Genomic DNA, 22018 nt, shown 5'->3' with positions numbered 1-22018 from the left:
CCGGCGCGGGCAAGTCTCCATTGAACCGGCGGACGGGCCCCGCGACGTTGCGCTGGCGCAAACGCGGGGGCCGCTGCCCTACCCCCGTGCCGTCCTGGTTTGCAGGCGCGGTTCGGCCAGCGCGGGTCTGGCGCTCAACAGCCCCAGGATCACCTGCAGCACCATCGCCAGCGCGCCCAGCAGGAACACCACGTCGCCAAACGTCCGGCCCCAGCGCAGTGTCTTCAGCAGGTCTTGCTGCATGAAGGCTTCGCTGCGGGCAAACCACAGCCCTTCGCTGACGCTGGCATGGAACTGGATCAATCCGATCGGCAGCAGGCTGGTGAAGATCATCAGCGCCAGGCCGATGTTCAAGCCCCAGAACGCCAGTTTCATCAAGCCTGGGCTAAGCGCGTATTGCGGACGGATGTAGCGCAGCACCAGCAGCGTGAACCCCAGCGCCAGGAATCCATAGACGCCAAAAAGTGCTGCGTGCGCGTGCACGGGCGTCGTGTTCAAGCCCTGGATGTAGTAAAGCGAGATCGGCGGATTGATCATGAAGCCGAAGACGCCCGCGCCCAGCATGTTCCAGAAGGCCACGGCCACGAAGCACATCAACGGCCACTTCAAGTCGGCCATCCACGGGGCGCGCGTTTTCAGGCGCCAGTTTTCCCAGGCCTCGTGACCCAGCACGATCAGCGGCACCACTTCCAGCGCCGAAAAGCTAGCGCCTACCGCCATCACGGGCGTGGTGGTCCCCGCGAAATACAGGTGATGGAAGGTACCCGGGATGCCGCCCAGCATGAACAGCGACGCCGAGGCCAGGCTGGCCGTCGTCGCCATGCGGCGCGACACCAGCCCCAGCGTCGAGAAAATGAACGCCAGCGCCGTGGTCGCGAACACTTCAAAGAAGCCCTCGACCCACAGATGCACGATCCACCAGCGCCAGTACTCCATCACCGTCAGGTGCGTGCGTTCGCCGTAGAAGAAGCCTGCGCCGTAAAACAGGCCGATCGCACCGACAGAGGCGGTCAGCAGCGCCAGCAGGTTCTTGTCGCCGCCGGGCTTGCGCAAGGCGGGCACGATGCCGCGCAGCATCAGCACCAGCCAGAAGCAGATGCCGGCGAACTTGCCGATCTGCCACAGCCGGCCCAGGTCCACGTATTCGTAACCCTGATGGCCCAGCCAGAAATTCAGCTCGGGCGGCATGATCTGCGCAATCGCCAGATAGTTGCCGGTGAACGACCCGGCAACCACCAGCACCAAGGCCCAGAACAGGATGTCGACGCCCGCCTTCTGGAACTTTGGATCACGCCCGCCATTGATCAGCGGCGCCAGGAACAGCCCCACGGCCAGGAAGCCGGTGGCGATCCAGAACAAGGCGCTCTGGATGTGCCATGTGCGCACCAGGGAATACGGGAACCACTGCGACACGTCGATGCCGTAGAACTTCTGGCCTTCGACCGTGTAGTGCGCCGTGAAGCCGCCCAACAACACCTGGAAGCCAAACAGCGCCACGACCAGGAACAGGTACTTGCCCAGGGCGCGCTGCGACGGGGTCAACGCGAACGTGGTCAGCGGATCGCGTTCGGGGGCCTTGGGTTCGTCTTCCTCTTTGCCCCGCAAGAAGGCCCACGCCCAGACCAGCAGGCCGATGCCCGCCAACAGCACCACGACGCTGATGATGGACCACATGACGTTTTCGGCGCTGGGCTGGTTGCCGATCAGCGGCTCGTGCGGCCAGTTGTTGGTGTAGGTGACGGATTTTCCTTCCCGCTCGGTTGCCGCCGCCCATGCCGTCCAGAAAAAGAACTGGGTCAGCTGCGTTCGGCGCGCCGCGTCGGGCAAGGTGTTTTCCTTCATCGCGAAGCTCTCGCGGCTTGTGTGCAGCGCGGGCGCATCGGAAAACAGCTGGTCGTAGTAGGCCGCGGTCTGGGCAATGGCGCGCGCCCGGCGCGGGCTGACGGTCAGCGTATCGGTGGCGGCGTCGCTGCGGTTGGACCGGTATTCGGCCTTCAGCGTTTCGCGCAGGGCCGCCTGCGCGGCGGGCGCCAATTGCGCGTAGGCCTGGCCATGTTCATCGCGCGCGGCCAGATCCAGCCATGCGGTCAATTCGCGGTGGAGCCAGTCGGCCGTCCAGTCCGGCGCCTGATAGGCGCCGTGCCCCCAGACCGAACCCAACTGCATGCCCCCCACGGATTGCCAGGCGGTCTGGCCGTCCAGGATGTCGTCGCGACCGAACAGACGCGTGCCGTCCGCGGTGGCGACCGTGCCCGGGATCGGGGGTGCCTGCCGGTAGACCTCGCCGCCATAAAAGCCAAGCAGTGCGAAGGTGATCGCCACGACGGCGATCAAGGTGAACCATAATTTCCGATACGGACCCATGATGGGAACGCCCTCCAGTGTTGCGGTTAGTGGGGTGTGTCCTCCCTTGCGAATTCCGTGCCAGGAAAAAACGGCGTCAAATCAACCGCTTGAAATCTGGACGGTAGTTATGACCCGAACCAGAAAGGGTATAAATCACTACCAATAGGTTCTTTCTACCCTGACACGTCGGGGCCCGCCTTCTACAATCGTCCGCTGCACCCCTGTCTTTCAACTCAAAGGAATCGACCGCATGGCCACGGGCAAGCCCGACGCGTGGAGCCTCTTTCTGACCGCGCATGCGCTGGTGGTGGAGGAAATAGAAAAGCGGCTATCGGCCGCCGACCTGCCGCCACTGGCGTGGTACGACGCCTTGTGGGCGCTGGAACGCGCGCCCGACGGTACGGCGCGCATGTTCGAAATGGCGGAACGCATGGTGATCGCGCGCTACAACCTGACGCGCCTGATGGACCGCATCGAAGCCGCGGGCCTGGTGGAACGGTTCCGGTCGGACGAAGACCGTCGGGCCACCTATGCCCGGCTGACGCCCAAGGGCCGCGCTCTGCGGCTCCAGATGTGGAAGGTGTACGGACCCGCTATCGACGAGCTCTTCCTGTCGCAATTGCCCGCGCCGCAACAGGCGGCGATGGCCGAGAGCTTCCGCCACATCGCCCGCCACGTGCGTGCCTTGAACAAGGCCCCTTCCGAATGAACACCCCGCCGCTACACATCGGTATCGTCGCCTGCTCCGCCGAGGGCGCGGCGCTGTGCTACCGCACGTTGTGCGCCGAAGGCGCGCAGCGCATGGGGCCGCACGCCCACCCTGAAATCTCGCTGCACACGCATTCCCTGGCGGACTATGTGGCATGCCTGGACCAAGGGGATCTGCCGGGGGTGGGCGCGCTGATGCGGTCGTCGGCGGACAAACTGGCGCGTGCGGGCGCGGACTTCCTGATCTGCCCGGACAACACCATCCACCAGGCGTTGGCGCATGTGCTGCCGCAGTCGCCGCTGCCCTGGCTGCACATCGCCGAAACCGTCGCTGCCGAGGCGGCAGCGCGCGGTTACCGGCGCGTCGGCATCCTGGGCACCCGCTGGCTGGTGGACAGCAACGTCTACCCCGACAAGCTGGGCGCGCTGGGGCTTGCGGCCGTGCGCCCCAGCCAGGAAGACCGGACGACGCTCGCCCGCATCATCATGGACGAGCTGGTGTACGGCGTGTTCAAGCCCGAATCCGGGGCGCGGCTTGCCCGCATCATCGCGACGCTGCAAGACGCCGGCTGCGATGCCGTGGTGCTGGGCTGCACCGAACTTCCGCTGGTGCTGAACGACGGCAATTCCTGCCTGCCCACGCTGGATTCCACCCGTATCCTGGCCCGCGCCGCCCTGACCCGCGCGCTACAGCACGGCTAGGTCTTTTCAGATCTGATCCCGCCCGTATTGCCTCAGGCGATCCAGGCTAAGTACCTTGATCTGGTTGTACGCCAGCGCAAGCATCCCCAGGTCGGCCAGCGCCTGCAACGCCTGGTTGACCCGCTGGCGCGACAGGCCGGTCAAAAAGCCCAGTTCTTCCTGCGAAATGGCCAGCGTCAGATCCGTGGACGGATACAGCTGCGGATTGAACAATTGGGCAAGGGACTGCGCCACGCGCGCATCCGCATCCAGCAACCGGTGGTTCTGGATGGACGCGATGAATTCGCCCATGCGGTCATTCAACTGGCCGATCACGAAGTGAGAAAACGGCAGGCTGGCCGACAACAGCGCATGGAACGTGGCCGCCGGCACCTCCATCACCAGTGACGGCTGGATCGCCACCACGTCGTACTTGCGAAGTTCGCGCTTGATGACGCTGCCTTCGCCGAACCACCCGCCCGGCGGCACGCCCGAGAACGTGCAACTGCGTCCCGACTCGTTGTAGATCGCCAGTTTCAACAGGCCGGCGTGCACGCCCAGCCAGTAGTCCGACGGCGCATTGCGCCGCGCGATCCACGCACCGCTGGCCACGTGTTCGGCGCGCGACGTCGCCAGCACCAGGTCCTGGTGGCGGGCGTCCAGCGCACCGAACCAGGCGCATGCCTGGAACAGCGGGGACAGTTCGGTGGCGGAAACAGTGTTTGAAACATCGGACATGGGCAGAACCGTGTAAAACTTGGATTTCGCGGGTCGGCCGGCGGTCTGTCATGCAGGCGACAGACAGTATTTTCCGGCCCGTCCTAAGCTGGCGCAAGCGACGGGAATCAACGTTCCCGAAAATAGATAAGGGGCCCCCTGCGCCCCGCCCGGAGACAACGCATGAGCAGCAGCATGTTCGACCACGGCCTGACGCGCCGCGACGCCAACTACGAAGCCTTGACCCCCGTGGATTTCATTGCGCGGGCGGCGGAGGTCTACGGCCACCGTCTGGCCGTGGTGCACGGCAAGGTCCGGCGCACCTGGGCGCAGACGTATGAACGCGCTCAGCGGCTGGCGAACGCGCTGTCGCAGGCCGGCATCCGCCGCGGCGACACCGTCGCGGTGATGCTGCCCAACATCCCGGCCATGGTCGAAGCGCATTTCGGCGTGCCCATGCTGGGCGCCGTGCTCAACACGCTGAACACCCGGCTGGACGCGCCCAGTGTGCTGTTCATGCTGGGCCACGGCGAAGCCCGCGCACTGATCGTCGACACCGAGTACGCCGACGTCGCCCAGCGCGCGCGCGCCGAATTCCCGCATCTGAAGATTATTTCCGTGCACGACCTGGACGGCGCGCCCGCCACCCTGCCGGGCGCCACCGACTACGAGGCCTTCCTGGCCGGCGCCCCGGCCCGCTACGACTGGCAGCCGCCCGCCGACGAGTGGGACGCCATCGCGCTGAACTACACGTCCGGCACCACCGGCGACCCCAAGGGCGTGGTCTACCACTACCGCGGGGCCTACCTCAACGCGGTCAGCAACATCCTTGAATGGGACATGCCCAAGCACGCGGTCTATCTGTGGACCCTGCCGATGTTCCACTGCAATGGCTGGTGCTTCCCCTGGACCGTCGCCGCCCGGGCCGGCGTGAACGTGTGCCTGCGCAAGTTCGACCCCAAGACCGTGTTCGACCTGATCCGCGACGAAGGCGTTACCCACTACTGCGGCGCGCCCATCGTGCAAAGCGCGCTGGCCAATGCGCCGGCCGAGATGCGCGCCGGCATCACGCATACCGTGCGCACCATGGTGGCGGGCGCCGCCCCCGCGCCCGCCGTCATCGCCAAGATGCGCGACATCGGCTTTGAACTGACCCATGTGTACGGACTGACGGAAGTCTACGGGCCGGCCGCGGTCTGCGCCCGCCAGGACGCCTGGGACGCGCTGGACGACGAGCGCCGCGCCCTGCTGACGGCTCGCCAGGGGGTGCGCTACCACTTGCAGGCCGGCATTTCAGTGCGCGACCCCGACACAATGCAAGAGGTGCCCGCCGATGAGCAGACCGTGGGCGAGATCATGTTCCGCGGCAACATCTGCATGAAGGGGTACCTGAAGAACGAGCGCGCCACCGACGACGCCTTCGCGGGAGGCTGGTTCCATACCGGCGACCTGGGCGTGATGACCGCCGACGGCTACGTCCGCATCAAAGACCGCAGCAAGGACATCATCATCTCGGGCGGCGAGAACATCTCCAGCATCGAGGTCGAAGACGCGCTGTACCGCCACCCCGCCGTCGCGGCCGTGGCGGTGGTGGCCATGCCGGATCCCAAATGGGGCGAAACGCCCTGCGCCTTCGTCGAACTCAAGCCCGGCTGCACCGCCACCGCCGAAGCCATCATCGCGCATTGCAAGCTGCTGCTGCCGGGCTTCAAGGTGCCTCGCGCCGTGCGCTTCGGCGAGTTGCCCAAGACCTCCACCGGCAAGATCCAGAAATTCGAACTGCGCGCCGCGGTGGGCGCGACCCGGGCCATCGACGTCGCCGAGCCCGGCCCGGCACCGGACGCCAAACCCGGTTCCAAACCCGATCAGGCCGGCTGAACGCCGGCCCCGTACAACCCTATCCAGGAGCTCCGACGCCATGACGTACCAAGCCCCCGTGAAAGACATGCTGTTCGTGTTGAACCATCTGGCCGGACTGCCGCAAGTTGCCGCCCTGCCCGGTTTCGAGGAGGCCACGCCCGACACCGCCCAGGCGGTGCTGGAAGAATCCGCCCACTTCACCGCCGACGTCCTGGCGCCGCTGAACCACCCCGCCGACCGCGAGCCCAGCGCCTGGCACGACGGCGCCGTCACCACCTCGCCCGGTTTCAAGGAGGCTTTCCGCCAATACACGGAAGCCGGCTGGCAGGGCATGTCGCATCCGGTGGAGTATGGCGGCCAGGGCCTGCCCGGCCTGATCGGTTCGCCGTGTTCCGAAATGCTGAATGCCGCGAACCTGTCGTTCGCGTTGTGCCCGCTGCTGACCAATGGCGCCATCGAGGCGCTGCTGACGGCCGGATCGCCCGAGCTGAAAAAGCGCTTCATCGGCCCCATGATCTCGGGCCAATGGACCGGCACGATGAACCTGACCGAGCCGCAGGCGGGCTCGGACCTGGCCATGATCCGCACCCGCGCGCAACCGGTGGGCGACGGCACCTACCGCCTGTCGGGCACCAAGATCTTCATCACCTACGGCGATCACGACCTGACCGAGAACATCCTGCACCTGGTGCTGGCCCGGTTGCCCGACGCGCCCGAAGGCGTCAAGGGCATTTCGCTCTTCCTGGTGCCCAAGTTCCTGGTGAACGAAGACGGCTCGCTGGGCGCCCGCAACGACGTCGCCTGCGTGTCCATCGAACACAAGCTGGGCATCAAGGCCAGCCCCACCGCCACCTTGCAGTTCGGCGACGAAGGCGGCGCGCTGGGGTATCTGGTCGGCCAGGAGAACCGTGGGCTGGACGCCATGTTCATCATGATGAACGCCGCCCGCTATGCCGTGGGCGTGCAGGGCATCGCCATTGCCGATCGCGCCTATCAGCACGCGCTGGCCTATGCCGCCGAACGCGTGCAGAGCCGCCCGGTGGACGGATCTTCGCGCGAGGCCGTGGCCATCATCCAGCATCCCGACGTGCGCCGCATGCTCGGCACCATGCGCGCCTTGACGGAGGCCGGCCGCGCGCTGGCCTACGTCACCGCCGGCCATGCCGACCAGGCGCACGCCAACCCCGATCCCGACGCGCGCCGACGCCATCTGGCCGTCCAGGAATTCCTGGTGCCCATCGTCAAGGGCTGGTGCACCGAAATGTCCATCGACGTGACCAGCCTGGGCGTGCAGGTACATGGCGGCATGGGCTTCATCGAAGAAACTGGCGCGGCCCAGTACTACCGCGACGCCCGCATCCTGACCATCTACGAAGGCACGACCGCCATCCAGGCCAATGACCTGGTCGGCCGCAAGACGCTTCGTGACGGCGGCGCCGTGGCTCAAGCCCTGCTGGAAGCCGTCCGCCAAACGGAAGCGGAATTGGAATCGCGCAGCGAACCGGCCGCCACCCTGGTGCTGAAGCCGTTGCGCCAGGCACGTCTGGCGTTGGGGAATGTGGTGGACTTCGTGCTGGCCAACGCCGCCAGCGCCCCGAACGCCGTGTTCGGTTCGGCGGTGCCCTACCTGCTGCTGGCCGGCACCACCCTGGCCGGCTGGCAGATGGCGCGCGCGCTGCTCGTCAGCCTGGACCGCCAGCATGAAGACCCGGAGTTCCACCAGGCCAAGATCGCCACGGTCCAGTGCTATGCGCTGCACAAACTGACGCAGGCGCCAGGCCTGGCCGCCGTGGTGCTGGGCGCCAAGGACTACGACATCCAGCCGTAAACGTATCCGTACCCGTACCGGTAGGCGCCAGACCGAAAGACCGCGATTTCGCGGTCTTTCGCATTGGCGCGCAGGGCTTGCGGGACCGCCGTTTCAGCACCGCAGCGCCGCTGCCGCCGTCTTGCGCGGCAACGTCACCGCCCAAAACAGCAGCGCCGCCACGCTGATGCCGGCGCCCAGCACGCAGACGCCAAGCCACCCCGCCCGCGCGTAAGTCGCCGTCGACGCGATGGCCCCCAGCCCGCTGCCGACCGCGTAGAACATCATGTAGGCCCCGACCAGGCGGCTATGCGCCTGCGCGCTGATGCTGAAGATCATCGTCTGGTTGGTCACGTGCAGCGCTTGCAGCCCCATGTCCAGGATCAATACGCCCAGCGCCAGCGCCCACAGGCTTTGGTCGAGCATGGCGATGGGCGCCCACGCCAGGCACAACAGCAACAAGCCGGCCGCAGTGGTGCGCTGGCCCAGCCCGCGGTCCGCCCACCGGCCGGCGCGCGCCGCCATCAGCACGCCCAACACGCCCACCAGCCCGAACGCGCCGATGGCCGTGTGCGACAGGGAATACGGCGGCGCGGCCAGCGGCAACACCAGCGCCGTCCAGAACGCGCTGATCGCCGCGAACATCAGCAGCGCGATCATGCCGCGCACGCGCAACACGGGTTCTGTTGCCAACAGCGCATACAACGACCGCAGCAGCGCCCAGTACGACAGGTTCGCCACGGGCAAACGGCGTTGCGGCAAGCGGCGCATCAGCACCCAGGCCAGCAAGGCGGCCAGCGCCGCCGACACGAGATACACCGCGCGCCATCCCCACGCGTCCGCGACCAGCCCGGCCACCGTCCGCGCCAACAGCAGGCCGATGACCACCCCGCCCTGCGCGGCGCCCACGACACGGCCACGTTCCGCCGGCGCCGCCAGTGCGGCGGACAAGGCCAGCAAGCCCTGCGTCATCGCGGTGCCCAGCAGGCCCAACGCCACCATGCCCGCCAGCAGCCACGGCGTGTTGCCCGCCAACGCCACGGCGCCTAGCGCCAGTACCAGCAGCCCCAACTGCCCGATCATCAGCCGGCGCCGGTCCAGCAGATCGCCAAGCGGCACGACGAACAGCAAGGCCAGTGCGCACCCAAGCTGGGTGGCGCCGATGACGATACCCACGGCGCTATCGTCCAGCATGAATTCGCGTCCGATGGCGTCCAGCAAGGGCTGCGCGTAATACACGTTGGCCACGCTCAGCGCGCAGGCCACCGCCAGCAGCATCACCAGCCATGTCGGCATCGGCGCCGCGGCATCGCGTTCGGAGGCGCCGGATAGGGAAGGCATCGGATTTCCAATATGGTTTTATTACGAAACCAGAATGCTAGATCTTAAGGTTTTATAATGCAACCATTAAGTTCGATCCGCCGTCATCGCCATCCTCTTGTTGAAAGGGCCCGACATGGTCAAACGCACCAGCCTTGAAGGCGCCGCCTGCCCGGTGGCCCGCTCGTTAGACGCGATTGGCGACTGGTGGTCGCTGTTGATCGTGCGCGACGCGTTCGACGGTTTGCGGCGCTTCGGCGAATTCCAGAAGAGCCTGGGGGTGGCCAAGAACATCCTCAGCGACCGGCTGCGCACGCTGGTCGCCCACGGCATTCTTACCGCCGTCCCCGCATCGGACGGCAGCGCCTACCAGGAATACGTGCTGACGGAAAAGGGCCGCGCCCTGTTTCCGGTGATCGTGGGCTTGCGCCAGTGGGGCGAAGACCACTACTACGCTCCCGCGGAAGCGCACTCCACGCTGATCGACCGCAAGCGCGGCCAAACGGTGCGCCGGCTGGAGATCCGCGCACAGGACGGGCGGCTGCTGGACCCGGAAGACACCGTGGTGCAAAAGACCACGCCTGGCGCTTAGGGCCCGGGCGCCTGCCCCGACGAATCGGCATCGGCCGCCGGCCACTGCCCCGTGGCCAGCGCCGTCGGCGAATACGCATCGAACGTCCAGCGCAGCGCGAGCGCCCCCGGCCGCCACACCGCGCGGCGCACGTCCACGCGCCACAGGCGCTCTGCCCCGGCGAAGGCATCGATCTCGGGACTATCAAGGATCACTTCCGCCCGCCCCGACAGTTGCAGGATGTCGCCACGCGCGAAATCGATGAAGACCAGACCCGCGCGCGGATTCGCCGCCAGATTACCCAGCGTGTTGAAGAAACGGTTGCCCGAGAAGTCGGGAATCGTCAGCACGTTGCCGTCGACGCGCACGAAGCCGGGTTTGCCGCCGCGATGCGACACGTCCACCGCGCGGCCGCCGCGCGCGTCGGCGTCGACATAGCTTGCGACAAAAAACGTATCAGAGGCCGAGATCAATGCGCGCGCCGCGTCGTCCAGCCCATCGCGCACGCGTGCCGCGCCAGGAAAGCGCAATGACGGCGCGCGCGAAAAATGGAAATCCCGCGACTGGATGTATTGCGGGCAATTGCCGAACGATTGCGCCACGGCGACATCGAAGCGCTTGCCGTCCCAGGCCGCGACCCGGCCATTCATGCGGTTGCGGCGCCGGGTATGCAGTTCGATTCCCAACAGGCCGACAGCCTTGTCCGGGCCCAGGCCGGCAAGCAGCGGATCGTCGGCATCCGGCATGGCCGCCACGCGCAGGGTCCGCGCGTCGGGCGACACCGCAAATCCCGGCAACCCTTCCAGCACGCCCGCCCACGGATCGCCCTGCTCATCCACCGTGCCCATCACCAGGAAAGGCAATTGGGCGAAGAACTCGCGGTGCTGGTCCGGCATATAGTCGCGCACGACCTTGGGGCCGATTTGCGCCATGCGGTCTGCCACGCCCGCGCGGGCTTGCAGCAGCCGCTCGCCTGCGTGCCAGGGCGGCGAATCGAGAACAAAATCAGAAACGTTCATGACGTGCTCCTTGCCGACATGGCGCCGGTGTTCAGGCGGCTACCAGACCCGCGGCCGTGCTGGCCATCGGCACGAAGCGCGGCAGGCTTTCGATGCGGGCCAGCCAGGCGCGCACATGCGGATAGTCCGCCAGCGACACGTTGCCTTCCGGCGCATGGGCCACGTAGGTATAGCAGGCCACGTCCGCGATGGTCGGCGCGTTGCCTGCCAGGTATTCGTGCTGCGCAAGCTCGCCGTCCATGACGGACAGCAAGGCATGCGCACGCGCCAGCGTGGCCTCGACATCGAAAGACGCGCCGAAGACCGTCACCAGCCGGGCCGCGGCCGGGCCGCTTGCCAAGGGGCCCGCGGCCACCGACAACCAGCGTTGCACGCGGGCCGCGCCTGCGGGATCCTCGGGCAGCCAGGCCCCACCGCCATGGCGCTTGGCCAGATAGACGAGGATGGCATTGGAATCCGCCAGCACGAGACCGTTGTCGTCGATCACCGGCACTTGGCCGAACGCGTTCATGGCCAGGAATTCAGGACGCTTCTGTTCTTTCTGACGCAGGTCCACATCGACGCGGCGGTGCGGCACGTCAAGCAGGGACAGCATCAGGGCGACGCGGTGCGCGTGGCCGGACAAGGGAAAGCTGTAGAAGGTCAACGGAGCGGTCGTCATGGAAGTTCTCAAGAGGGTGAATCGTGGCTCCATCTTGATCCTGCATGCGCCGGGCGAGAACAGCCAGCCGCCGCAAGACACTCTTGCGCGCGGTGAAAGAAACGCTGGGGTCGTCCCGAAAAGGTGACGGGGGTGCGGAAGATCCCGGCGCGTCAGGCCGGTAGCGCGGCCAGGTCGCTACGCAGGGCCTGCACGCAGAACTCGACGAAACTGCGCACCTTGGCCGAGCTTTTCCGGCCCTCGGGGTACACCACGTGCACCGGCAACGGGGGCAGTTCGAAGTCGCGCAGCACCACCTGCAAGGCGCCGCTGGCCAGATGCCGGGCCACCTGATACGACACCACTTGTGTCAGCCCCCAGCCTTCGCAGGCGGCCAACACCGCCGCCTGGAACGACGTGACCGTCAACTGCGAATCCACGTTCACCCGCCGGGGCTGGCCGTCTTGCTGGAAGCGCCATTGCACGCCGCGCCCTTCCATGGCCGCGGTGATCGTGCAAAAACGCGGCAACGCGTCCAAGTCCTTGGGCGCGCCGTGTTGGCGCAGAAAATCCGGCGCGGCGCACACCACGCGGCGCACGTGCCCCACCGGCACCGCGGTCAGGCTTGAATCCGGCAAGGCGCCGATGCGCACGGCGACATCGACGCCTTCGTCCAGCAGGTTCACGACGCGGTCCACCAGCAAAGTGCGCACCGATACGTCGCGGTGCGCCCGCAGATAGCCCAGCACGACCGGCATTACATGCAGCTCGCCGAAGAAGGCCGGTGCGGTGATGCTGAGCGCGCCGCGCGGCGCCGCCATCACGCCGGCGGCGGCATCGTCGGCCTGTTCCACCTCGTCAAGAATGCGGCGGCAGTCGGCGGCGTAGCGCTCGCCGGCTTCGGTCAGGCGCAAGCTGCGCGTGGTGCGAACCAGCAGCAGCGCGCCCAGACGGCGTTCCAGCGCCGCGACGCTGCGCGTCACGGTGGGCGCGGACATCCCGAGCCGCCGGGCGGCCGCTGCAAAGCCCTGCGCCTCGGCCACCGCCAGGAACACGGTCATTTCATGGAATCGATTCACGGCGAGTATCTCCGGCCAACGCGCGCGGGGCGCTGTCATGAATGCACTGCCGCACGATATCGCCCAGCGCGGCGGCCACGGGGTCGGGCTGCGCCTGGGCCCAATACAGCGAAAGCGCGATTGACGGGAGGGCCGGCAAACCGTATTCGCCCGGCGTCAGCGCGCGGACGGTGGGGGGCAAGCCCAACGGCGTACGCACCGCCAGCCCCAAGCCCGCGGTAACGGCCGCCCACAAGCCCGCCAGGCTGGGGCTGGTGAAAGCCGCCAGCCAGGGCTGATCCGCACGGTCCAGCGCCTGGGTCGCGCCATCTCGAAACAGGCACGGCGCCTCGAAGGCCACAAGCGGCAGATCGCCGTCGTCGTGGAACAGGGACGCGACGGGCGCCGCCGGCCCGATCCAGCACATCGGAAGCTCCAGCAGCCGCTGGCCATGCGGCACGCGCGCGTCGTGGTCCCAGGCCAGCGCCAGGTCCAGTTGCCCCAGCGCGACGCGTTCCAGCAGATCGGCATTGCGCCCGACGCGCGCTTCGATCCTGACCTTGGGATGCGCCCTGGCGAACTGGCCCAGCACCTGCGGCAACAGCATTTCGCCGAAGTCTTCCTGCAAGCCCAGGCGGACGCGCCCTTGCAGTTCGGCGCCGCGCACGGCGCGCGAAGCCTGGTCGTTCAGGGCCAGCAGCCGGCGGGCGTAGGCCAGCATCGTTTCGCCCGCCTCGGTCAGCGCCAGGCCGCGGCCTTCCTTGCGAAGCAAAGGCACGCCCGCCTGCTCTTCCAGCTTCTTCAATTGGGCGCTGATGGCCGACGTGGAGCGCCCCAGCCGGTCCGCGGCGCGCCCGAAACTACCCAGGTCGACGCCCGCGACAAAGCTGCGCAACACGTCCAGATCGAAGGTGACCGGTCGCATTAATAGTCCTGAATTTTTGAACTGTTCAAACAATATTTCCTGATTTTCAGAACGATAGCAGAAGCGCAGACTGGCCGGGTCGATTTCTTTGACGCCTGGGTTGACCCCTTGTCGCCCCTTCTTTATGCCTTTTTTTGGCGCTTTCGGAGCCCTGCATGATCCCGCCTCTCTCCCACGCTTCAACGGCCGATGCGCAACGGCCCTCCCATCGCTGGAAGGTGCTGGCGGTGGGCGTTGCCGCCAATGCCGCCTTCTCCGCGGCGGCGGCCGGCCTGCCCACGACGGCGGTGTTCATGCGGTCGGGTTACCAGCTGGACAACGACCAATTGGGCCTGGCGCTGGGCCTGCTGGGGCTGGGCGTGGCCCTGTTCGAATTGCCCTGGGGCCTGCTGACCGATCGCTGGGGCGACCGGCCGGTGCTGCTCACCGGCTTGGGCGCCACCGCGGCGGCGCTGGCCTGGATGAGCGGGTTCGCCTCGCCCACCGTCAATGGCGTGCCCGCGCTGTGGCTGCTGGCGCCGGGCCTGGTGCTGGTCGGGATCCTGGGCGGCAGCGTCAACGGCGCTAGCGGACGGGCGGTGATGGCCTGGTTCGACGAAGGGGAACGCGGGCTGGCCATGAGCATCCGGCAAACCGCCGTGCCGTTGGGCGGAGGCCTGGGCGCCCTGCTGCTGCCATGGCTGGCGGCGCACGCGGGTTTTGGCGCCGTATTCGGCGCGCTGAGCGTGATGTGCGGCCTGGCCGCCGCGCTGGCAGCGGTGTGGCTGCGTGAGCCGGAGCGCGTCCGGGCGGCGCCGGCCCGGATTGCCGGAATGGCTCAATCCGATTCGTCGGCGGCGTCCGCCACCACCGCTCCGGCGCGGGAGGCCGCCTCCCCGCTGCGGGACGGCCGCGTCTGGCGGGCCGCTGTCGCCATCGGCATCATGTGCTGCCCGCAATTCGCGGTACTGACGTTCGCCACGGTATTTCTGCACGACTTCAGCCACGCCGGCATCGGCACGTTGACGATGGTGATGGTGGCCGTGCAATTGGGTGCCATGGTGGCAAGAATCGCCAGCGGCCGTTGGACGGACCGCCGTGGCGACCGGCGCGGGTTTCTGCGCCGCTGCGCCTGGCTGAGCTGCCTGCTGTTCGCGGCATTGGGCGCGACGGCGTGGGGCGTCGAAGGCGCACCGGCCGTCCCCGGCGCGGTGCTGGCCGCGGCCAGCCTGCTTGCCGCGGCGGGCATCTGCGCATCCGCCTGGCACGGCGTGGCCTATACCGAGTTGGCGACATTGGCCGGCGCGACCCGTGCAGGCACGGCGCTGGGCATGGCCAACAGCTGCGTCTACCTGGGCCTGTTCCTGACGCCGCTGGCGATCCCCCACGTGGTTGCCGCAAGCTCCTGGCCAGCCACCTGGGTGATCGCCGGGTTGTGCATGCTGGCTGCGCTGCCGCTGCTGCCGAAGTCCGTGCCCAAATCCATGCCGAAGTCCACGCCAGGCTCGCTGGACACGACCGGCCGCGCTATGCCTGGAACTCGCGGCTCAACCAGTCCAGGAACGCCTTGACGGGCGGATGGCGTTCGCGGCCCGGCGCGCACAGCGCGGTATAGGCGGACCCGGCCACGCGCACGTCAGGACGATACGCCGCCAGCGTGCCCGCCCCCACGCTGTCCGACACCATGACGGAACTGGCCAGCACCAGGCCCTGCCCCGCGATGGCCGCCTGCAGGGCGTAATGCTCTTCGGTATAGGCATGCACCGCCGCCGGTTTGCGCCACGACGGCAAGCGCGCCGCTTCGCACCAGGCCTGCCAACCTTGGTCATACAGTTGCGAATCCCGCCAGCGCACCGTCACCAGCGCTGGCGCGCGCTTTCCGGCTTGCGCGACGAGCGCGGGCGCGCCGTACACGCTGAACCATTCCGGCAACCGGCAGGCGGCGTGCAGGGCGGGATAGGCGCGCGGGCTGTACCGGATCGCGACGTCCACGCTGGCGTCCTGCAGCAAGTCCACGGGATCCGCGCCAGCATTCAAGCGCAACTGGTATTGCGGATAGGCATCGTAGAAGCGCCCCAGGCGGGGCACCAACCACAGCGCCGCGAAGGAATGCGTGGTGGAAACCGTCAGCGCGCCAGACGCGGGCGCCGGCCGCAAGGCATCCAGCGTCTGGGCGATATCCAGCAATGCGCCATGCACGCTGACGAACAGGCGCGCACCGGCATCGGTCAGCCGCACGCCGCGCGGCACGCGATCGAACAGCGCGACCCCTGCCTGCCGTTCCAACGCCTTGATCTGATGCGACACCGCGGTGGGTGTCACCGCAAGCTCGGCCGCGGCGGACTTGAAGCTGCGCAGCCTGGCCGCCGCCTCGAAGGTCCGCAGCGCCGTGACGGGAAGGGAAGCAAACATGGATGTGGCCAACACATGAAATTAATTCATCTTAGCCAAGGAATCGTCATTTGTCGCCGGGTTCGTGCATGCCTACAGTTGCTCTTTCCTACAAAGAAACCCCCGAACCCCGAGGACAAGGCATGAATTCAAATCACCACAAGCACAAGCTGCTCATCCTGGTGGGCAGCCCCCGGCGCGACGGCAACAGCGCCGCGCTGGCAGCGGCCGCGCAACGTGGCGCCGATGCGGCGGGCATCTTCACCACCCTGCTGTTCCTGGACGACTACATTCAGGGCTTCCTGCCCGACCTGCGGCGCGGCTCGCCGCCCGCGGATCGCTACGCCGAACTGTTCCTGGAACATTTTCTGCCGGCCGACGGCCTTCTGCTCTGCACGCCGGTCTATTGGTATGGCATGTCCGCACAGGCCAAAGCGTTCTTCGACCGGTCGTTCACCCATTACGCCGGCTCGGGCCCCGAACCGGAACGGGTCAAGGCCGCGATGACCGGCAAGCGGCTGGGCCTGACGGTCGCGTCCGAAGAGACCTATCCCGGCGCGGCGCTGGGCATCGTGCACCAGGTGCAGGAGTACGCGCGCTACACCCATTCCGACTTTGTGGGCTATGTGCATGGCGCCGGCAATCGGCGCGGTGAAGTCGCGGCGGATCCCCGCCAGCCGCTACTGGCGGCAGAGCGGCTGGGCGCCGCATTTTTCACGCAGAAGTACTCCGACTACCGGATCGAGACGCCCCGCGCTCACAATGTATGGGACGCGCCAGCCCTTTGCAGCACGCCGGGCGTGCTGCCGTAGACCTGCTTGAACACGCGGGTCAGATGCGCCTGATCCGCGAACCCCACCGCCTGGGCGGCCTGCGCCAACGGCAAGCCGTCGCGCAACAGCGTCCGCGCGCGCGCCACTCGCCAATTGCGCAACCAGGCTTGCGGCGGCAGGCCGTAGCGACGGGCAAACTGTTTGACGAGCGTCGTGCGGTGGCGATCCTGCGCCTGCGCCAGCGCTTCCAGGTCAGGCGCGCAGGACGGATCGGCGGCCATGCGCTCGCGCAGCAGCGTGCAGACGTCGGGCACGTCGGCCCGCGCCGGGTCGCCGGTTTCGGCGTGCTCGGCCAACAGCCCGAACAACGCGGCGGAAAGGCGTTGGCGCCGGGCCGCATCCGGCATCGGGTCCGGTGCCAGCGCGGCCAGCCATTGCGCGCAAAGGCCGGGCGCGGTGATGACAGCCCCCGGCAATCGGGCCCCGTCGGCAAACAAGGCACGCGCATGGTCGTCGAACCACTGGGCGTCGATGTACGCCATGCGGTACGCCAACGGCGTGGCCGAGGTGCCCCCGGTATGGACCTGGCCGGGCGCGATCACCACCAGGTCGCCCTCGCCGGCCGCATGCGCCTGGCCATGCACGGTGAACGCGCAATTGCCGTGTTCGATCGCACCGATGGACCACGCATCGTGGAAGTGCGGCGCATAGCGATACGCGCGAAGATCCGCGATCAGCACGTCGGCGGGCAAGCCCGCGCCGCAATGCCAGATATGTTGAGAAACCGCCATGGTGTACAAGCCCTTGCGGCTAGCTGAAGTAGCTCCCGTCCGAACCCAGGGAGCGGGCCAGCAGCCACGCGTTACGGGGATTTTCCCCCACCCGGCGGATGGCATACGGCCACCAGTCGCCGCCAAACGGAAGATAGACCCTGACGTTATAGCCCAAGCCGCGCAGGGCCAGCTGCCAATCGGGCCGCACGCCATAGAGCATTTCGAATTCAAAACCGTCCGGCGCCCAGCCGCGCTCACGTGCCATCGTCATGATCGCGCCGGCCAAACGGTCGTCGTGCGTGCCGAAGACGGGTAGAAAGCCCGCCTTGCGCGCCTCGGGCGACAACATGATGGAGGCCGCGTCCAGGTACGCCTGGTCGATGCGCGCGCGACCGTCGTGGTCCAGTTCGCGCTCCGGGAAAGCGCCTTTCACCAGGCGCAGCGAGGTCCGCTGCCGAATCGCCCAATGCAGGTCTTCCGGCGTGCGCCGGCGCCGCGCCTGCAGGGTCAGGCCAGCGGGCAAGCCCGCTTCCAGCAAGCCGCGATGCAATCCGCACGTGCGATCCCGGATGCCGGAATCTTCCATGTCCAGCACCACCCAATCCTGCCCACCACCCGCGGCCCGCGACACCGCCGCGCCGATGCGCCGCGCGTTCGCTTCGCCCCGCGCGTCGCTGTCCATGTAGCCGATGGCGGTGGGGTCCACGGACACATGCACGTCCAGCCCCGCCCTGCCCAGCGCCTCGCAGGCGGCAATGGATTGCGTGACGTTGTGTTCGATGGCGGCCGGATCCGCCACGTACTCGCCCAGATAGAAGAGCGAGGCGCGGATGCCGTGCGCTTCGCGTAGCCGCAAGGCGGTCCCGACCGCGGCATCCACATCCGGGCCGCCGACGAAGCGGCTGGCCAGTGACGACCGGGCCGCCATCGCCCGCATCGCGCGGCCCATCATCGGGCTGCGCGCCAGGGCAATGGTGGTTCTCTGGAAAAGGCTCATGAGCGCTCCCGCTAAAGAGCCGCACTATCGCGCAGCGGGAAGCGCTTGTATTGAACGCCCGTGAACGGGCGCGCCAGCTTGAACCGCAGTGAACCGGCTTGCTAGCGCTTGGCGGCGGCGGCGGTGAACGGCGCGGCGGGCGCCCGGCGCATCAACGGACGCTGCACCGTCTGGGCCATCAGCACACCCGCCAGCGTTACTGCCCCGCCCAGCAGGTGATACGCGTGCAACTGCTCGCGCAGCATGACGAATGCCGCCAGCGCCGTGAACAGCGGCAGCAGGTTGATGAAAATGCTGCAACGGTTGGGCCCCAGGCGATGCACGCCTTCGATCCACAGATAGGACAGCAACACCGACGAGAAAATGCCGGCATAGAGAATCAGGGGAATGGTCTTCACGTCCAGCGCGGCCTGCGCCGCCGGCACGCGCAGGTACAGAGGCAGCATGTACAGCAGCGCGAAAATCGACTGCACGAAGGTGGACTGCCAGGCGGGAACCGGCACCTTCCAGTAGCGCAGCAGCACTCCGTACAACGCATACGACAAGCCGGCCAGCAGCATCAGCCCATCGCCTGCATGGATGCCGTGCTGGAACACGCTGAGCATGTCGCCCTGCCCCACCAGGTACAGCAGCCCCAGGAACGACATCACCCCGCCCGCGGCCATGCCCAGCGTAAGGGGGTCGCGCAAGATGACGACGCTGAGCAGCATGCTCAGCAGGGGGATCAACGCCGTCAGAATGGCCATGTTGGTGGCGGTGGTGGTTTCCGCCGCGCGGTAGGACAGCGCCTGAAACACCGCCGACGACAAGGCGCCATAAAGCGCCAGCTTGGGCCAGTGCCGCAAGATGGTCTTGCGGTTGCGCCACGCAGGGCGGGCCGTGAACAGCCCCATCAGGAACAGGGCCAGCACCAGGCGATAGAACGTGATCGCGGTGGGAGAGATGGCGCTGGCCGCCAATTTGGACACGATGACATTGCCCGCCCAGAACAAGATGGCGAACAAGGGGAACAGAAAGGACATGATGAATGCGCTCGCAGAAAGGGATCGGGTCCCGCCCGCCCCCATGCCGTCAAGGCGCGTGGCGGGGGAACAATCGCTATCCTATTGAGCGCGCGAAGGTCCGTCTGCCGATGAAAAGGCAGCAGCTATCGCAAAATGGACATATCCGCCTATCCCGGCGCAAGCATCACGGGCGGAAAGGCGCGGGGTCCAGCGGCAGTTCCAGGCCCGCCATCTGCGCGGTCAGCAATGCCGCGCTACCGCAGGCCAACGTGAATCCCAGCGCCCCCTGGCCGATGTTCAGCCACAGGTTGTCGGCCGCGCCGCTGCGCCCGATCAGCGGCTTGCCCGTCGGCGTGGCGGGACGCAGGCCGGCCCAAGGCACGGCCTGGCGCAAGTCCAATGCCGGAAAGGCCTCGTGCACCTGCCGCTTCAACAATGCCACGCGCGCCGGTTCGATATCGGCGTTGGCGCTGCCGATATCGACCATGGCCGCGATCCGCAGCACGCCGCCCACGCGGGCGTAGACGATGCGCCGTTCATAGTCGGTCACGCTGATGTGCGGCGCGACGGCGTCGTCGGCGGATAGCGGCACGCTCAGGCTGTAGCCCTTTAACGGATACAAGGGCACGTCGTGGCCCAACGGCTTGAGCAAGGCGCGCGTGCCGACACCGGTGGCCAGCACGACCGCGTCGGCGCCGATGTCGCCCTCGCGGGTGTTCACCGCGACGATGCGCCGGCCTTCGCGTTGCAGGCCGGACACCGGATTGGACATGGCGCATTCCACATTGCCCAATGCCTGCAGGCGGTCGAACAACGCCTCGGTGAACTGGCGGCAGTCGCCCGCCTCTTCGCTGGGGGTGTAGATCGCGCCGGCCAGCTTGTCACCCATGGCGGCCAGCGCCGGCTCCATGGCCAGCGTCTGCGCGGCGTCCAGCACTTGCTGGTCGGCGCCGTGCCCCGCCTGGTACGCCACCAGCGCGCGCGCCTTGTCCAGCAAGGCGGCGCTGCGGTAGGCAATCAGCTTGCCGTTCTTCAAATGGCCAAAATCCAGGTCTTCCTGCGCCAGCAAGGTATGCATGACGTCGCGGCTCAAGTAGGACAGGCCCAGCAACTGGGCCGTGGACGCCCGAGCGACCGACGCGCGGCACGCCAGCGCGAACTGCAGGCACCAACGCCATTGATGCAGGTCCAGCCGAGGCCGGAAACGCAGTGGCGAATCCTGGCGCAACAACCAGCCGGGCACGTTGGGCAATACGCCCGGGCCGGCCAACGGCGCCACATAGCTATAACTGAGCTGGCCGCCGTTGGCGTAGCTGGACACTTCCGCCGGGCGCGCCTGGCTGTCCACCAACACCACATCGTGCCCTTGGCGCGCCAGGAAATAAGCGGAGGTCACGCCAACAACGCCCGCACCAATTACGCAAACGCGCATGCCCGAGTCCTAAAAAAAAAGGGTTTATGCCCCCACGCCGCTATTCTGGAACGTGCAGCGCCCGCGCGGCAAATGCCAAAGCGGGCAGCATCCATAACAAAACGTCATGCCCCGCGTCAGGCGGCGCGGTGCAGCTTGATGATGGCCGCGGCGGTAGGGTCTCGCACCAGGTCAGCCAGCGTGTAGGCGTTAAGGGCGTCGTAGAAGGCGTTCAGGGTTTGCGCCAGCACGCCGGACAGGCGGCAGGAGCCGTCCAGGGCACAGGGCGGTTCGCGGCAATCGATCAAAGGCCCCTGCTGTTCAAGTTCGCGGATCAGGTCGCCCACCCGGTATTCGGAAGCTGGCCGGGCCAGATTCAGGCCCCCGCCCTTGCCGCGCGTGGTGTTGACCCATTCCCGCTGCGCCATGAAGTGCACCACCTTGACCAGGTGATTGCGGGACACGTCGAAGCGTCCGGCGATCTCCGGGATGGTGACGGCGGCGTGCCGGTCGCGGCATTGCGTCAGATACATCAAGACGCGCAGGCCGAAGTCGGTGAATCGGGTCAGTTGCATAGGAGGAAGACGGGTGCCTGGCGGCCCAGGCGGATCAGGCCGCCAGGATACACCGTCAGGCCGGCGCGCCGCCGGTGCCGAAAGCTTCGGCATGGATGCGGTCAGGCCCCACGCCTAGCGCCAGCAGTACTTCGCGCTGAGCCAGCATGAACGGCGCGGGTCCGCACAGGTAGTAGTCGGCGCCGGGCACGATGACGTCATCGCGGATGGCGCGCAAGTCCAGGCGGCCGGCGTGATCGTAGTCGCGCCCCGGTTCATCATCGTGGCCGATTTCTTCATAGAACACAGCCTTGCGCACGTTGCCGCGCTCGGCGGCGATGCGGTTGACGTGGTCTTTCATGGCATGCACCGACCGGTTGCGACAGCCGTGCACGAAGCGGATCTGGCGCTCATCGTTGTTGCGGACCAGATGGTTCAGGATCGACACCATCGGCGTCAGGCCAACGCCGCCACTGAGCAGCAC

General features: G+C 67.3%; 21 protein-coding genes. 7 read left to right on the top strand and 14 right to left on the bottom strand.

All coding sequences use genetic code 11. From position 1 onward, the window contains the following. Nucleotides 1-78: 78 nt before the first annotated feature. Nucleotides 79-2364, bottom strand: a complete 2286-nt coding sequence (locus ACE039_RS09200) for a nitric-oxide reductase large subunit (protein ID WP_485822189.1) — start codon at nucleotides 2362-2364, stop codon at nucleotides 79-81. Nucleotides 2365-2596: 232 nt separating this feature from the next. Here ACE039_RS09200 and ACE039_RS09195 point away from each other — a divergent pair, with 232 nt between their 5' ends. Together ACE039_RS09195 and ACE039_RS09190 are read left to right on the top strand one after the other, a co-directional pair. Next, nucleotides 2597-3055 carry a MarR family winged helix-turn-helix transcriptional regulator gene (locus ACE039_RS09195; protein WP_105558918.1) on the top strand — a complete coding sequence of 153 codons (459 nt, stop codon included), beginning with the start codon at nucleotides 2597-2599 and terminating at the stop codon, nucleotides 3053-3055. After that, nucleotides 3052-3756 (top strand): aspartate/glutamate racemase family protein, encoded by a 705-nt coding sequence (locus tag ACE039_RS09190; protein WP_485822188.1) that lies wholly within the window; start codon nucleotides 3052-3054, stop codon nucleotides 3754-3756. The genes ACE039_RS09195 and ACE039_RS09190 overlap by 4 nt, the downstream gene beginning before the upstream one ends. Nucleotides 3757-3762: 6 nt before the next feature. On the opposite strand, the gene ACE039_RS09185 is transcribed toward ACE039_RS09190, so the two are convergent. After that, nucleotides 3763-4473 (bottom strand): Crp/Fnr family transcriptional regulator, encoded by a 711-nt coding sequence (locus ACE039_RS09185; RefSeq protein ID WP_448711519.1) that lies wholly within the window; start codon nucleotides 4471-4473, stop codon nucleotides 3763-3765. A 174-nt stretch (nucleotides 4474-4647) separates the two neighbouring features. On the opposite strand from ACE039_RS09185, the gene ACE039_RS09180 reads away from it, so the two are divergent. Together ACE039_RS09180 and ACE039_RS09175 are read left to right on the top strand one after the other, a co-directional pair. Further along, nucleotides 4648-6330, top strand: a complete 1683-nt coding sequence (locus tag ACE039_RS09180; RefSeq protein ID WP_448711530.1) for an acyl-CoA synthetase — start codon at nucleotides 4648-4650, stop codon at nucleotides 6328-6330. Nucleotides 6331-6370: 40 nt separating this feature from the next. Continuing rightward, nucleotides 6371-8140 carry an acyl-CoA dehydrogenase gene (locus tag ACE039_RS09175; RefSeq protein ID WP_485822187.1) on the top strand — a complete coding sequence of 590 codons (1770 nt, stop codon included), beginning with the start codon at nucleotides 6371-6373 and terminating at the stop codon, nucleotides 8138-8140. A 93-nt stretch (nucleotides 8141-8233) separates the two neighbouring features. Here ACE039_RS09175 and ACE039_RS09170 read toward each other — a convergent pair whose 3' ends face one another. Continuing rightward, on the bottom strand, nucleotides 8234-9460 hold the full coding sequence (locus ACE039_RS09170; RefSeq protein ID WP_485822186.1) for an MFS transporter: 1227 nt from the start codon (nucleotides 9458-9460) through the stop codon (nucleotides 8234-8236). Between the two features lie 115 nt (nucleotides 9461-9575). On the opposite strand from ACE039_RS09170, the gene ACE039_RS09165 reads away from it, so the two are divergent. Then, the gene (locus ACE039_RS09165; RefSeq protein ID WP_088590441.1) at nucleotides 9576-10031 is read left to right on the top strand and encodes a winged helix-turn-helix transcriptional regulator; all 456 of its coding nucleotides are present in this window, start codon (nucleotides 9576-9578) and stop codon (nucleotides 10029-10031) included. Here the strand turns inward: ACE039_RS09165 and ACE039_RS09160 are convergent. The 4 genes from ACE039_RS09160 to ACE039_RS09145 all read right to left on the bottom strand — a co-directional run bounded on the left by ACE039_RS09160 (nucleotide 10028) and on the right by ACE039_RS09145 (nucleotide 13652). Beyond that, on the bottom strand, nucleotides 10028-11029 hold the full coding sequence (locus ACE039_RS09160) for a pyridoxamine 5'-phosphate oxidase family protein (protein WP_485822185.1): 1002 nt from the start codon (nucleotides 11027-11029) through the stop codon (nucleotides 10028-10030). The genes ACE039_RS09165 and ACE039_RS09160 overlap by 4 nt on opposite strands. 31 nt (nucleotides 11030-11060) lie before the next feature. Then, nucleotides 11061-11690 (bottom strand): glutathione S-transferase family protein, encoded by a 630-nt coding sequence (locus ACE039_RS09155; protein ID WP_485822184.1) that lies wholly within the window; start codon nucleotides 11688-11690, stop codon nucleotides 11061-11063. 152 nt (nucleotides 11691-11842) lie between these two features. After that, nucleotides 11843-12748, bottom strand: coding sequence for a LysR family transcriptional regulator (locus ACE039_RS09150; RefSeq protein WP_485822183.1), 906 nt, complete (start codon nucleotides 12746-12748; stop codon nucleotides 11843-11845). Then, complete coding sequence (locus tag ACE039_RS09145; protein ID WP_485822182.1) at nucleotides 12732-13652, bottom strand: LysR substrate-binding domain-containing protein; 921 nt, start codon at nucleotides 13650-13652, stop codon at nucleotides 12732-12734. Before ACE039_RS09145 ends, ACE039_RS09150 begins: the two co-directional genes overlap by 17 nt. Nucleotides 13653-13807: 155 nt before the next feature. Between ACE039_RS09145 and ACE039_RS09140 the strand changes: the two genes are divergently transcribed. Next, nucleotides 13808-15202 carry an MFS transporter gene (locus ACE039_RS09140; protein ID WP_485822181.1) on the top strand — a complete coding sequence of 465 codons (1395 nt, stop codon included), beginning with the start codon at nucleotides 13808-13810 and terminating at the stop codon, nucleotides 15200-15202. Here ACE039_RS09140 and ACE039_RS09135 read toward each other — a convergent pair. After that, complete coding sequence (locus tag ACE039_RS09135; protein ID WP_485822180.1) at nucleotides 15159-16043, bottom strand: LysR substrate-binding domain-containing protein; 885 nt, start codon at nucleotides 16041-16043, stop codon at nucleotides 15159-15161. The two genes, ACE039_RS09140 and ACE039_RS09135, sit on opposite strands and share 44 nt — an antisense overlap. Before the next feature lie 122 nt (nucleotides 16044-16165). On the opposite strand from ACE039_RS09135, the gene ACE039_RS09130 reads away from it, so the two are divergent. Then, complete coding sequence (locus ACE039_RS09130) at nucleotides 16166-16834, top strand: flavodoxin family protein (protein WP_485822179.1); 669 nt, start codon at nucleotides 16166-16168, stop codon at nucleotides 16832-16834. On the opposite strand, the gene ACE039_RS09125 is transcribed toward ACE039_RS09130, so the two are convergent. From ACE039_RS09125 to ACE039_RS09100, 6 genes are all read right to left on the bottom strand, one after another. Beyond that, nucleotides 16780-17586: a helix-turn-helix transcriptional regulator gene (locus ACE039_RS09125; RefSeq protein ID WP_485822178.1), complete on the bottom strand. Its 807-nt coding sequence runs from the start codon at nucleotides 17584-17586 to the stop codon at nucleotides 16780-16782. The two genes, ACE039_RS09130 and ACE039_RS09125, sit on opposite strands and share 55 nt — an antisense overlap. A gap of 19 nt (nucleotides 17587-17605) precedes the next feature. Next, nucleotides 17606-18565, bottom strand: a complete 960-nt coding sequence (locus ACE039_RS09120) for a proline dehydrogenase family protein (protein ID WP_485822177.1) — start codon at nucleotides 18563-18565, stop codon at nucleotides 17606-17608. 101 nt (nucleotides 18566-18666) lie between these two features. Beyond that, a complete protein-coding gene (locus tag ACE039_RS09115; protein ID WP_448709081.1) occupies nucleotides 18667-19587 on the bottom strand; it encodes a DMT family transporter in 921 nt (306 codons plus the stop codon). 166 nt (nucleotides 19588-19753) lie between these two features. Next, nucleotides 19754-21001, bottom strand: coding sequence for a D-amino acid dehydrogenase (locus ACE039_RS09110; RefSeq protein WP_485822176.1), 1248 nt, complete (start codon nucleotides 20999-21001; stop codon nucleotides 19754-19756). A 116-nt stretch (nucleotides 21002-21117) separates the two neighbouring features. Continuing rightward, the gene (locus ACE039_RS09105) at nucleotides 21118-21555 is read right to left on the bottom strand and encodes an Rrf2 family transcriptional regulator (protein ID WP_448709084.1); all 438 of its coding nucleotides are present in this window, start codon (nucleotides 21553-21555) and stop codon (nucleotides 21118-21120) included. Nucleotides 21556-21610: 55 nt separating this feature from the next. Then, nucleotides 21611-22018: ferredoxin reductase domain-containing protein (locus ACE039_RS09100; protein ID WP_485822175.1), on the bottom strand; the 408-nt coding region annotated here is incomplete at its 5' end.

It is taken from the genome of Achromobacter maghribensis, assembly GCF_057334215.1.
This window is presented reverse-complemented; position numbering and strand designations above follow the sequence as displayed.

Bases quoted from the DNA above. Each gene is read 5' to 3' on its own strand.
- ACE039_RS09200 (WP_485822189.1), bottom strand. From the start codon at position 2,364: ATGGGTCCGTATCGGAAATTATGGTTCACCTTGATCGCCGTCGTGGCG.
- ACE039_RS09195 (WP_105558918.1), top strand. From the start codon at position 2,597: ATGGCCACGGGCAAGCCCGACGCGTGGAGCCTCTTTCTGACCGCGCAT.
- ACE039_RS09190 (WP_485822188.1), top strand. From the start codon at position 3,052: ATGAACACCCCGCCGCTACACATCGGTATCGTCGCCTGCTCCGCCGAG.
- ACE039_RS09185 (WP_448711519.1), bottom strand. From the start codon at position 4,473: ATGTCCGATGTTTCAAACACTGTTTCCGCCACCGAACTGTCCCCGCTG.
- ACE039_RS09180 (WP_448711530.1), top strand. From the start codon at position 4,648: ATGTTCGACCACGGCCTGACGCGCCGCGACGCCAACTACGAAGCCTTG.
- ACE039_RS09175 (WP_485822187.1), top strand. From the start codon at position 6,371: ATGACGTACCAAGCCCCCGTGAAAGACATGCTGTTCGTGTTGAACCAT.
- ACE039_RS09170 (WP_485822186.1), bottom strand. From the start codon at position 9,460: ATGCCTTCCCTATCCGGCGCCTCCGAACGCGATGCCGCGGCGCCGATG.
- ACE039_RS09165 (WP_088590441.1), top strand. From the start codon at position 9,576: ATGGTCAAACGCACCAGCCTTGAAGGCGCCGCCTGCCCGGTGGCCCGC.
- ACE039_RS09160 (WP_485822185.1), bottom strand. From the start codon at position 11,029: ATGAACGTTTCTGATTTTGTTCTCGATTCGCCGCCCTGGCACGCAGGC.
- ACE039_RS09155 (WP_485822184.1), bottom strand. From the start codon at position 11,690: ATGACGACCGCTCCGTTGACCTTCTACAGCTTTCCCTTGTCCGGCCAC.
- ACE039_RS09145 (WP_485822182.1), bottom strand. From the start codon at position 13,652: ATGCGACCGGTCACCTTCGATCTGGACGTGTTGCGCAGCTTTGTCGCG.
- ACE039_RS09140 (WP_485822181.1), top strand. From the start codon at position 13,808: ATGATCCCGCCTCTCTCCCACGCTTCAACGGCCGATGCGCAACGGCCC.
- ACE039_RS09135 (WP_485822180.1), bottom strand. From the start codon at position 16,043: ATGTTTGCTTCCCTTCCCGTCACGGCGCTGCGGACCTTCGAGGCGGCG.
- ACE039_RS09130 (WP_485822179.1), top strand. From the start codon at position 16,166: ATGAATTCAAATCACCACAAGCACAAGCTGCTCATCCTGGTGGGCAGC.
- ACE039_RS09125 (WP_485822178.1), bottom strand. From the start codon at position 17,586: ATGGCGGTTTCTCAACATATCTGGCATTGCGGCGCGGGCTTGCCCGCC.
- ACE039_RS09120 (WP_485822177.1), bottom strand. From the start codon at position 18,565: ATGAGCCTTTTCCAGAGAACCACCATTGCCCTGGCGCGCAGCCCGATG.
- ACE039_RS09115 (WP_448709081.1), bottom strand. From the start codon at position 19,587: ATGTCCTTTCTGTTCCCCTTGTTCGCCATCTTGTTCTGGGCGGGCAAT.
- ACE039_RS09110 (WP_485822176.1), bottom strand. From the start codon at position 21,001: ATGCGCGTTTGCGTAATTGGTGCGGGCGTTGTTGGCGTGACCTCCGCT.
- ACE039_RS09105 (WP_448709084.1), bottom strand. From the start codon at position 21,555: ATGCAACTGACCCGATTCACCGACTTCGGCCTGCGCGTCTTGATGTAT.